The organism is Nonomuraea sp. NPDC049637 (assembly GCF_040675235.1).
Lineage (GTDB): Bacteria > Actinomycetota > Actinomycetes > Streptosporangiales > Streptosporangiaceae > Nonomuraea.
This window is the reverse complement of the sequence record NZ_JBFAOM010000006.1, coordinates 294919-305068: the sequence shown is the minus strand read 5'-3', so window position 1 is coordinate 305068 and position 10150 is coordinate 294919. Positions and strand designations below refer to the sequence as shown.

12 protein-coding genes are annotated in these 10150 nt (G+C 72.2%); all 12 read right to left on the bottom strand.

Annotation, left to right across the window (positions count from 1 at the left end):
* Positions 1 to 216: hypothetical protein (locus AB0J71_RS12050; RefSeq protein WP_364414001.1), on the bottom strand; the 216-nt coding region annotated here is incomplete at its 3' end.
* Positions 217 to 652: 436 nt separating this feature from the next.
* Positions 653 to 1150: a hypothetical protein gene (locus AB0J71_RS12045; protein ID WP_352325416.1), complete on the bottom strand. Its 498-nt coding sequence runs from the start codon at positions 1148 to 1150 to the stop codon at positions 653 to 655.
* Positions 1147 to 1647, bottom strand: a complete 501-nt coding sequence (locus AB0J71_RS12040; RefSeq protein WP_352325417.1) for a hypothetical protein — start codon at positions 1645 to 1647, stop codon at positions 1147 to 1149. Before AB0J71_RS12040 ends, AB0J71_RS12045 begins: the two co-directional genes overlap by 4 nt.
* Positions 1648 to 1653: 6 nt before the next feature.
* A complete protein-coding gene (locus tag AB0J71_RS12035) occupies positions 1654 to 2814 on the bottom strand; it encodes an MlaD family protein (protein ID WP_364413999.1) in 1161 nt (386 codons plus the stop codon).
* Positions 2811 to 3791 (bottom strand): MCE family protein, encoded by a 981-nt coding sequence (locus AB0J71_RS12030; protein ID WP_364413997.1) that lies wholly within the window; start codon positions 3789 to 3791, stop codon positions 2811 to 2813. The genes AB0J71_RS12035 and AB0J71_RS12030 overlap by 4 nt, the downstream gene beginning before the upstream one ends.
* Positions 3788 to 4777, bottom strand: a complete 990-nt coding sequence (locus tag AB0J71_RS12025) for an MCE family protein (protein ID WP_352325420.1) — start codon at positions 4775 to 4777, stop codon at positions 3788 to 3790. Before AB0J71_RS12025 ends, AB0J71_RS12030 begins: the two co-directional genes overlap by 4 nt.
* A complete protein-coding gene (locus AB0J71_RS12020) occupies positions 4768 to 5760 on the bottom strand; it encodes an MCE family protein (RefSeq protein WP_364413995.1) in 993 nt (330 codons plus the stop codon). Before AB0J71_RS12020 ends, AB0J71_RS12025 begins: the two co-directional genes overlap by 10 nt.
* Positions 5757 to 6812 carry an MCE family protein gene (locus AB0J71_RS12015; RefSeq protein WP_352325422.1) on the bottom strand — a complete coding sequence of 352 codons (1056 nt, stop codon included), beginning with the start codon at positions 6810 to 6812 and terminating at the stop codon, positions 5757 to 5759. Before AB0J71_RS12015 ends, AB0J71_RS12020 begins: the two co-directional genes overlap by 4 nt.
* Entirely contained in the window at positions 6809 to 7591 is a 783-nt protein-coding gene (locus tag AB0J71_RS12010; protein ID WP_364413993.1) for an ABC transporter permease, read from the bottom strand. The genes AB0J71_RS12015 and AB0J71_RS12010 overlap by 4 nt, the downstream gene beginning before the upstream one ends.
* On the bottom strand, positions 7588 to 8334 hold the full coding sequence (locus tag AB0J71_RS12005; protein ID WP_352325424.1) for an ABC transporter permease: 747 nt from the start codon (positions 8332 to 8334) through the stop codon (positions 7588 to 7590). Before AB0J71_RS12005 ends, AB0J71_RS12010 begins: the two co-directional genes overlap by 4 nt.
* 71 nt (positions 8335 to 8405) lie before the next feature.
* The gene (locus tag AB0J71_RS12000; RefSeq protein ID WP_352325426.1) at positions 8406 to 9407 is read right to left on the bottom strand and encodes an ABC transporter ATP-binding protein; all 1002 of its coding nucleotides are present in this window, start codon (positions 9405 to 9407) and stop codon (positions 8406 to 8408) included.
* Between the two features lie 130 nt (positions 9408 to 9537).
* Positions 9538 to 10101, bottom strand: a complete 564-nt coding sequence (locus AB0J71_RS11995; RefSeq protein ID WP_364413991.1) for a TetR family transcriptional regulator — start codon at positions 10099 to 10101, stop codon at positions 9538 to 9540.
* Positions 10102 to 10150 lie beyond the last annotated feature (49 nt).

Here is a 10150-nt window from a genome sequence, read left to right as displayed (position 1 = left end):
GATCTCTTCGAGGCCCGACTGGGTCGGGACGTCCCTGCGCCCGGCCTGACGAGCCGCCTCTACCCGGCCCTTCCACTTCTCGTTGCCCAGCAACCAGTCGAACGACTCGGTCTGCAGGGCGAGGAGGTCAGGAACTTCGAGGGGCTCCTGGATGCGCGCGAAAGAGACGCGACGGGGACCAGCGGGTACGGCGGAGGCGTTGCGCGAGGCTGCCAACAGATGTCCTTCCGAGGGCTCGCGGCGGACTGACTACACGCACGCCAGACAACCTCGCAACGTGAGCAAGCATCACGGGTCGTCAAAGGGCAGCGCAAAGGGGCAGTGTAGCCGAACGGCACACGCCTGTCCACTTCGCTCTCGCTGCATGCTCCACGTTGGTCGCAGCATCGCCCGTTCAGCCGCAAACGTCAAGCCCGCAAGCCCGACTTTTAGCCGCCTAGAGGCTCGGACGCTGGGTTTTCTCCCCAGTGTGATCGGGCGCCTACCGCCAGGCCCAAGACGATACCCGCGATCGTGGGCGGTTAACGCTCCGTCACCCCGGGGGTCGAACCCATGCCGACCACCGATGTAGCTGTGACTGGAGTACCCCTATCAAGGGCTTCGCCAAACCTGATTTTTGGTAACAATTGAAGGTAGCGGCACGCCCGGCGGCTCAGGCCGTTCCCAGCAGCGTGGACAGCCCCTCGACCAGCCATCGCCCGTCTTGCCTGACCATGACGAACCGGGCCCGGTTCTGGGTCACCTGTTGCTGGGGCCTGTCCTGGTTCGGCACTACTTTTACCGTAACCATGTTCACGAACAACAGGACCTCGACCCTGTCCGGCGTGGCGCGCTCGACGCCGGCGTCCACCACGGCCGCGGTGCGGACGGTCTTCTCGGCCTTGGCCTTGGACACCAGCGACGTGGTGAGCTCCTTGTAATGCCTGGTCAGCTCGCCCGTCGTGTACGCCCCGGCCCGGGCCAGGTCGGCCTCCACCGAGCGGTAGTCGTAGGAGAACATGTCGGGGGCGACCTGGCGGGCCGTCGCCATCGCCTCGGCCCCGGCTCCTTCGGCCCCCCGCAGGTCACGCAGGTCGAACCACATCCTGGGCACCAGCACACCCGCGACGATCACCAGGACGCCGAGCAGCACCACAGTGACGGTTCTCACACCACCTGCACCACCTTCGACACCAGCCACACGCCGCCGACCTTGGTCACGTCCATCGTCCAGCGGTAGAAGCGCTCCTGGGGCGGGCTCTTGGAGCCGTCCCAGCGGATCTCGGCGTCGGCCACCACCAGCACCTTCGCCGTGCCGCCGGACATCGACACCAGGCCGGTGGCGCGCAGGACGCCGTGCTGGACGACCTTGTTCGCGACCGTGGTGCTCTTGAGCTTGCCCGCGATGGCCTGGTAGCCGGTTCTGGCCCCGCCCGTGCAGGTGTCGAGGATGCGCTGCACGTCGGCGTCGACGGTCTTGTAGTCGAGCGAGACCAGGTTCTTGGCGTGGGTGCCGGCCGCGAGCAGCGCGGCCTGCCGGTCGTCGGCCAGGGCCTGCGCGTCACGCGCCTGGAGGGAGATCCACACGCCGGCGGCGACGAGCGCCGCCAGCGTCACGCTGAGGGCGGCCACCAGGATGCGTGCCGGGCGCGCGGGAAGTGCTCCCACCTGTGCTCACCCCTTCCGGCCGGTCGCCGGATCATAACCCGCGAGCCAGTCTTCAAGCCCTGGAATCGACGGAGGCGGTTGGGGAGCGGGGGCGTTGCGGGCGCCGCGCACGCCGGTCGCGCTGCCGCGCGGCTCCCTGCAGAACGCCTTCGGGTCGGGCGGCCGGGTGCTGACGTCGTGGGGCTGTCGCCTGCGTACACGCTCGTAGCCGCGGGTGCACGGCCTGGGCACGTTGAGGTCGAGGTCGAGGCCGAAGTGCAGGCCGTCCCGGTCGACCACGGAGAAGGCGCCCGCGACGGCGGCCGGGTAGCCGATCAGGAGCTGCCGGAGGGCGGTGACCCGGGCGGAGACCGTACGGCCGCCGATCACCAGGTGGGTCAGGAGCGGGCGCAGGTGCGGCGCGACGCCGTCGGTCAGCCGTTCGAGCGACCCGGCCGCGCGCGGGGTGCGGCCGATCAGGTGGGCGAGGTCGCCGCGACCGTCGCGGAGCGAATCCGTCAAGCTCGCCAGATTCCCGGCAAATGCCTTCAGGTGGCCCCCAGAGGCTCGCTGAGCGTCGAGCACGGTCTCCCCGTCGTGCAGGACCGCGACCGTCTCGGGAAGCACGCTCTCGGCCTGTCCGAGCAGCTTCTCGCCCGCGTCGGCCAGCCGTCGCAGGGCGGCCCCGTTGCCGCCGAGCCCCTTGTCCAGCTCGGTGACGACCGTCTCCAGGTCGCGCGGGTCGACCGAGGCCAGCAGCCGGTCGGTGTCGCCGAGCAGCCGGGCCGTGGGGACCGGCAGCCGCGTGTGCGCGCGGTCGATCACGTCCCCCTCCCGCAGGTACGGCCCCGCGCCCCCGGCGGGCCGCAGGTCCAGGTACTGCTCCCCCACGCCCGACCGGTTGGCCACCACCGCCAGCAGGCCGCGGGCCGGGACGGGGTCGCCGGACCCGAGCCTGACCACGGCCCGCGCGCCGTCGCCCGCCACCGCCAGCGACACCACCCGGCCGATCGGCACCCCTCGGTAGGTCACCTCCGAGCCGTCGAACAGCCCGCCCGCGTCGGCCAGCTCGACGGTGACCCGGTAGGCGGGGTCGAACAGGTCGGCGCCCACCCAGGCGTACCTGACCAGCGTGTACGCCACCGCCACCACCCCGATCAGCGCGAACGCCAGCAGCCTGACGGTCATCGCGCACCGCCGAGCAGGTTGCGCAGCGTGGCGCCGGGCGAGGCGTCGACGGTCAGGTCGGTGTTGGCGTAGTCGCCGCGCAGCATGGACGAGGCCGACCCCGGGAACGGGAACGTGATCGCCGTCGCCAGCCCCGACGCGACGCTGTCGCGCGCCCGGTCGAGGTTGAGCAGGAGCTCGCGCAGATGGCGCAGGTCGGCCAGGGTGTCGGCCTGGGAACGCTCGACGACGCGGGTGGCGGTGCGGCCGAGCCGGTCGAGGGCGGCGAGCATGGCGGTCAGGCCGGCGCGCTGGTCCTTGAGCAGGGTGACGGCCGGGCCGATCTCGGTGGCGGTGGCCCTGATCGTGGCGCGCTGGGCGGCCAGGGTGCCGGTGAGGCCGTCGAGGGCGTCGATCAGCCGGACGATCTGCTTCTTGGAGCCGTCGAGCCCCGCGGCGAACGCGCCGAGCCTGCGCAGCAGGTCCTTCAGCCGGGCCGAGCGGCCGTCGAGCACGGCGGCCAGCTCGCGGTCGACGGTCGCGACCTGGTCGAGGCCGCCGCCGTCGACCAGCAGCGACGCGGCCGACAACACCTCCTCGACCTCGGCCGTCGTGCTCGTCCTGGCCGCCGGGATCGGGCCGCTCAACCGCCCGCCTCCGGCGGGCAGCAGCTTGACGAACTTCTCGCCCAGCAGGCTCGTCTGGGAGATCGCCGCCGACGTGCGGTCGGGCAGGGCGACGTCGCCGCGCACCTCGCAGACGACGTCGGCCCGCCAGTCGTCGCCCAGCTCCACGCCGGTGACCTCGCCCACGGTGACGTCGTCGACCTTGCACGGCGAGCGCGGCACCAGGTCGAGCGCGTCGGCGAACCGGATGGTCACCGCGTACGGCCGCTCGCCCAGGTCGGCGCCGCCGGGCAGCGGCAGCGAGGCCACCCCCTCGAAGCCGCAGCCGGCCAGGGTCGGGAGCAGCAGCGCCAGGACGAGCGGGCCTCTCATCGCACGGGTCCTTCCGGCAGGGGGTGGGGCGGCTGGACGGAGGCGGGCAGCGGGACCAGGTTCTGGATGATCGTGTCGAACCAGCGTCCGTTGCCGGTCGCGTCGGCGAGCTGGCGGGCGAACGGCCCGAGCAGGGCCAGCGACCGGTCGAGGCTCTCCTCCTGGCGGCGCAGCACGGCGACGAAGGAGCGCAGCCGTTCCAGTGCGGGCCTCAACGTGGTCCTGTTGTCGGCGACCAGCCCGTCGACCTGCCCGGCCAGCGCCACCGTGTTGACCAGCAGCCCGTGGACGACGGCCCGCCGCGCGGAGACCTCGCGCAGCAGCAGGTCGCCGTCGGTGACCAGGCCGTGCAGGTCAGCGTTGCGGCGGGCCAGCAGGCCGGTGACGGTACGGGCGTGGCTGACCAGGTCGTGCAGGCGGGCGTCGCGGGCGGCGACGGTACGCGAGAGCCTGCCGAGCCCCCGGAGGGAGGCCCTGATCTCCGTCGAGGAGCCTTCCATGGTCTGCGACAACACCGTCATGGCCTTGGCCAGGGCCCGCTCGTCGACGCGTCCCGCGGCCGCGCCCAGGTCGGCGACGGCGGGCGCGACCTCGTAGGGAACGCTCGTGCGCGACAGCGGGATCTGCCCCTGGAGCCGGCCGCCGCCCTCGGGGACGAGCATGACGAAGTGGGCGCCGAGCAGGGTCTTGATCCGGATGTCCGCCCTGGTCAGCGAGCCGAGCCGGACGTCGTCGGCCACCCGCAGATCGACGCGGACGTGGTCGCCTTCGAGATCGACGCCGGTGACCTCCCCGACCTTGACCCCGGCGATCATCACGTCGTCGTGCTCGCGCAGGCCCGCCGAGTCGGCGAACGCGGCCGAGTACGCGCTGCCGCGCGGCAGGCCGCCGACCGCCAGGGCCGCCACGACCAGCGCGATGGCCACGACGATGCCGCCGACGCCCAGCGGCACGGGATCGTGTCTCCTGAAGGGGGTCAGCGGCATCGCGGGCTCCCGTTGACGATCTTCGGAGTGCGCACGCCGCCGCTCCTGACCGTGAGCGAGCAGAGGTAGAAGTTGAACCACGACCCGTAGGAGGAGGCCCGGACGAGCCGGCCGAGACGGTCGGGCGCGCGGGCGAGGGTGTCCTGGACCAGGGCGCTCCTGGCGTTGAGCGCCTTGAGCAGCCCGTCCGCGTGCCGGACGCTCGCCCGCAGGTCGGGCCGGGCCCTGCGGACGAGATCGCCGGTGACGACGGTGAGGCGGTCGAGGGTGGCCAGCGAGTCGCCGATGGCCTCGCGGTCGCCGGCCAGGCCGCCGATCAGGGCGCGCAGGTCGATCAGCAGGCGGTCGTAGTCGTGCTCCCGGCCGGCGATCTCGCCGAGCACCGCGCCGAGGTTGGTGATCACGCGGCCGATCACGGCGTCGCGGTCGGCGAGCGTGCCGGTGAGGGAGGCGATGTGGCCGAGCAGGGCCTCGACCGTGCCGCCCTCGCCCTGCAGCACCTGGACGATCTGCCAGCTCAGCTTGTTGACGTCCTGGGGGCGGATGGCGTTGAGCAGCGGCCTGAAGCCGTTGAACAGGGCCGTCACGTCGAGGGCCGGGCGGGTGTCGGTCACCCGGGCGCCCGGCGGGAGCAGGCCGGGGCCGCCGGGGCCGGTGGACAGCGTCAGGTAGCGGTCGCCGACGAGGTTGCGCCAGCGGACGGCGGCCACGACCCCGCGGGGCAGCGCGGTGGTGCGCCGTACGGAGAAGGCGACCTCGGCCTGGACGCCCGCCAGCGTGACGCTCTCGACCCGGCCGACCCGCACGCCGGCGATGCGCACCTCGTCGCCCTCGCGCAGCCCGGAGGCGTCGGTGAACAGGGCGTGGTAGACGACCGCGGCGGTGAAGCGGGCGCCCGAGATCGTGATCGCGAGGGTGGCCACGCACAGGGTGGTGACGAGGGCGAAGACGGCCAGCTTGAGCGCCGGCCCGAGCGTGGTCATCGCAGCATCAGCCGTGCCAGGTCGGCGGTGCCGTCGTCGAAGCGCACCCCCGGGAAGGGCACGGGCGCGTGGTCGGGCAGGCCGTAGCAGGCCGGGCCTCTGCGGTCGGCGTAACGCGGGGTGTCCTTGCCCGGTTCGTACGGGTGCGCCGGCCGGACGATCTCCAGCACCGCCTTCGCGCTGCCGTGGCCGAAGGCGTTGTCCAGCAACGGCCGCAGGCGGTCGAGGCCGCGCAGGACGCACGGGATGACGGGCGCGTGGTGGGCGGCCACGTCGAGGGCCGGCCGGACGACGTGCGGCAGGCCGACGATCCCGGGCTCGTCCGTGCTCAGCAGGCGGTCGGCGGCGGTGGCGGCCCGGGTGACGGCCGCGGTGGCCGGGCCGATGGGGGCGGCGGTGAGGGTGCGGCCGATCGCGGCGCTGTTGGCCAGGGTGCGCAGCAGGTCGGGGGCGGCCTGGCCGTACCGGGCGGTGACGTCGGCGAGCTTGGCGATGTCCCGCTTCAGCGCGGGCAGGTGGGGCTGGAGGCGGCGCAGGTAGGCGTCGGTTCTGTCCAGGGTCGTGCCGAGCCGGGCGCCGCGGCCGTCAAGAGCGGTGGCCAGGGCGTTCAGGACGGCGTTCAGGCGTTCGGGATGGACGGCGCGCAGGTGGGCCAGCAGGCGGTCGAGGATCTCGGTGATCTCGACGGCGGCGGACGAGGCCCTGATCACGTCGCCGTCGCGCAGCGGGCCGCGCGGCGAGCCGGGCGGGATCAGGGCGACGTACTTCTCGCCGAACAGGGTCTTGGCGCGCAGCTCTGCGGTGGAGGCGCGGTCGACGTCGTGGTCGAGGGCCAGGGTGAGGCGGGCGCCGTGGTCGGCGGGCGCCACCTCGGTCACCTCGCCGACCACGACCCCGTTGACCTTGACGTCGGCCCGGCGGTCGAGCTGCAGCCCGGCGGCGGGCAGCAGCAGCGTGACGTGCCGGGCGGTGGAGAACGCCTTCGAGTAGACGGCCAGCGTCAGGGCCGTGAAGGCGGCGATGATCGCCAGGAGCGCGGCGCCGTGTCTCAACCGGCCAGCCTCACCGTCGTGGTCGTGCCCCAGATGGCCAGGCCGAGCAGGAGGTTGGCGACGTTGACCGTCACCAGCACCGCGCGCACGGCCCGCCCGACCGCCACCCCGACCCCGGCCGGCCCGCCGGTGGCGTGGAAGCCGTGGTAGCAGTGGATGAGGATCACCAGGACGGCGAAGACCATCGCCTTGCCGAAGGACCACAACACGTCGTAGGGCGACAGGAACAGCTCGAAGTAGTGGTCGTAGGTGCCCGTGGACTGGTCGTGCAGCACGGTCACGATCAGGCGGGTGGCGACGTAGGAGGCGAGCAGGCCGAGCACGTACAGCGGCATGACGGCGGCGAAGCCGGCGAACAGCCGCGTGGTGACCAGGAACGGCACCGGCGGGACCGCCATGACCTCCAGCGCGTCGATCTCCTCGCCGACCCGCATCGCGCCGAGCTGGGCGGTGAACCCGCAGCCCACGGTGGCCGACAGGCCGATGGCGGCCACCAGCGGGGCGATCTCGCGGGTGTTGACGTAGCTGGACAGGAAGCCGGTGAAGGCCGAGCCGCCGATGCGGTCGAGGCCGGTGTAGCCCTGCAGGCCGACCTCGGTGCCGGTGAAGAAGGTCATGAAGGCGACGATCGTCATCGTGCCGCCGATCACCGCCAGGCCGCCGCTGCCCAGCCCGACCTCGGCCAGCAGCCTGAGCACCTCCCGGCGGTAGCGCGCGCCGGCCGGAAGAGCCCTGATCGCCCTGGCGTAGAACGCGCCCTGCCGGTCGAGCGCCCTCATGACCGCACCAGCTCGTTGTAGACCGCGCTGATCAGGAAGTTCTCGGCGAACAGCAGCAGGGCGGCGAACACCACGGCCTGGTTGACCGCCTCCCCCACGCCCTTGGGCCCGCCCGCCGCGCCCAGCCCCTTGTACGCGGCGACGAGCCCCGTCGTGACCCCGAATACCAGCGCCTTGCCCTCCGAGACCCACAGGTCGGAGACCTCGGCCAGAGCGTTGAACGACTGCAGGTACGCGCCGGGCGAGCCGCCCTGGACGACCACGTTGAACAGGTAGCCGGCGACCAGCCCGACCGTGACGACCAGGCCGTTGAGCAGCGGCGCGACCAGCGCGCACGCGGCCACCCTGGGCACGACGAGCCGGTGGAGCGGGTCGACCGCGAGCACCTCCATGGCGTCGATCTCGTCCCTGATCCGGCGGGCGCCGAGGTCGGCGCAGATCGCGCTGCCGGCCGCGCCCGCGATCATCAGCGCGGTCACCACCGGGCCCGCCTCGCGGACGATGCCGAGCACGGCGGTGGCCCCGGTGAAGGACTGGGCGCCGAACTGGCGGATGAGGTTGCCGGTCTGCATGGCGAGCACGGCCCCGAAAGGAATGGCGACCAGGGCGGTGGGCAGGGCGCTCACGCTGACGATGAACCACGCCTGCCGGACGAGCTCGCGCACCTGGAACGGCCGTCGCGCGGCGGCCCTGGCGGTGTCGAGCGACATGGCGACGAACCGCCCGACCTCCGCCGTCACCATGTGCGGCCGATCGAATGCTGACAGTAACCTTCGTGGGCCGCGAGGAGGCACTTCTCGGTCGGATTCATGGTCTAGGCGACGCCGTCGGCGTGGGCGTCGATCAGCCGGGGGTACTCCTCCAGCCAGTTGCGGCCCCGTTCGTCCACGAACGAACCCTGCGGCGGGATCACGCCGTGGGCCGCCAGCCACCGGCCGGGCGGCTGCTGCGAGCGGCGCAGCACGTTGCCGCTCGGCATGAGCTGCGGCGGGATCGGCGGCAGCCCGCCGGGGTCGTGGCCCATCTGGGCCTCGGCCTCCAGCTCGGAGATGTCCTTCTCCTCCGACATGCCGATCGGGCCGTGCCTGCGGGCGTTGAGGAACTGCCGCACCACCGGCTCGTCGCTGGACAGCAGCATCTCGCGCGGCCCGAACATGACCAGCTCGCGGCGGAACAGCAGCCCGATGTTGTCGGGGACCGTGCGGGCGGTGTTGATGTCGTGGGTGACGATCAGGAACGTGGCCTCAATGTCGGCGTTGATGTCGACAATCGTCTGGTTGAGGAAGGCGGTGCGGACCGGGTCGAGGCCGGAGTCGGGCTCGTCGAACAGGATGATCTCGGGGTCGAGCACCAGCGCCCTGGCCAGGCCGGCCCGTTTGCGCATGCCGCCGGAGATCTCACCGGGCAGCTTGCCCTCGGCGCCGACCAGCCCGACCAGGTCGATCTTGTCCATCACGATCCTGCGGATCTCGGCCTCGGTCTTCCTGGTGTGCTCGCGCAGCGGGAAGGCGATGTTGTCGTAGAGGTTGAGCGAGCCGAACAGGGCGCCGTCCTGGAACAGCACGCCGAACAGCCGGCGCAGCTCGTAGAGCGTGCGCTCGGGGCAGCTCGCCAGGTCGTGGCCGTCGATCCAGATGTGGCCGCGGTCGGGACGCAGCAGGCCGACCAGTGTCTTGAGGAAGACGGACTTGCCGGTGCCCGACGGGCCGAGCAGCACCGAGATCTCACCCGCGGGCAGTGTGAGCGAGACATCCTCCCAGATGACCTGCCGACCGAACGACTTGGTCAACCCCTCGACCACGACCTCGACGCCCACTGGCCACCTTCCCGATCACAGGGAGCACTCAGGGGATAACGTGCCGCACACTTTACTTCCAGAATGCCCTCACGGTAGCGGCGAACCGAGGAATTGGAACCGATTCCAATAACTTGTTACCCGGCGGTTATCAGACTTCGGGTCCAGTAAGGGCGCGCAGGCTCGGGCGCAGCAGCCGGGCGATGCGCTCCGGCGGGGCGTCGCGCAGTTCGGGCAGCTCGAGCAGCTGGTGGCCGACGGTCACGCCGAGCAGGATCGTGGTCATCAGCGCCGCGCGCAGGCGGGCGTCCTCGCCGGGGATCGACGCGGCGAGCCTGTCGACCTGCCGGGCGAGCGCCTCGCGGGCCGCCGTGCCCGCCTCGGGGTGGGTGAGCATCGAACGCATCATCGCCAGCGAACCCTGGGGCAGCTCGCCCATCTTCACGTCGAGGGTGCCGAGCAGGTGCTCGACCAGCTCCTCGGGGGTGGTGGCGGCCTCGGGGGCGGGCGTGGCGCGCAGGGCGGCCCTGAAGAGCTCCTGCTTGTTGCCGAAGTACTGCATGACCAGGGCCGGGTCGACCGCGGCGGACTTCGCGACCGCCCTGATCGTGGCGCGCTCGTAGCCGACTTCGGCGAACAGCGCCCTGGCCGCGTCGAGGATCCTTCCCTCGGTTCTGCGCCGTCGTTCGGCACGGGGAAGCACTCGCTCGCTCACAGTCCGACTCTACCTGTGTTGACCGTTCGTCCGGATTCGCTCTACGCTC

What these genes read in the sequence shown, in the direction of transcription:
- AB0J71_RS12020 (WP_364413995.1), bottom strand. Translation starts at nt 5,760, where the DNA reads ATGACCACGCTCGGGCCGGCGCTCAAGCTGGCCGTCTTCGCCCTCGTC.
- AB0J71_RS12005 (WP_352325424.1), bottom strand. Translation starts at nt 8,334, where the DNA reads ATGGTGACGGCGGAGGTCGGGCGGTTCGTCGCCATGTCGCTCGACACC.
- AB0J71_RS12025 (WP_352325420.1), bottom strand. Translation starts at nt 4,777, where the DNA reads ATGCCGCTGACCCCCTTCAGGAGACACGATCCCGTGCCGCTGGGCGTC.
- AB0J71_RS12030 (WP_364413997.1), bottom strand. Translation starts at nt 3,791, where the DNA reads ATGAGAGGCCCGCTCGTCCTGGCGCTGCTGCTCCCGACCCTGGCCGGC.
- AB0J71_RS12010 (WP_364413993.1), bottom strand. Translation starts at nt 7,591, where the DNA reads ATGAGGGCGCTCGACCGGCAGGGCGCGTTCTACGCCAGGGCGATCAGG.
- AB0J71_RS12035 (WP_364413999.1), bottom strand. Translation starts at nt 2,814, where the DNA reads ATGACCGTCAGGCTGCTGGCGTTCGCGCTGATCGGGGTGGTGGCGGTG.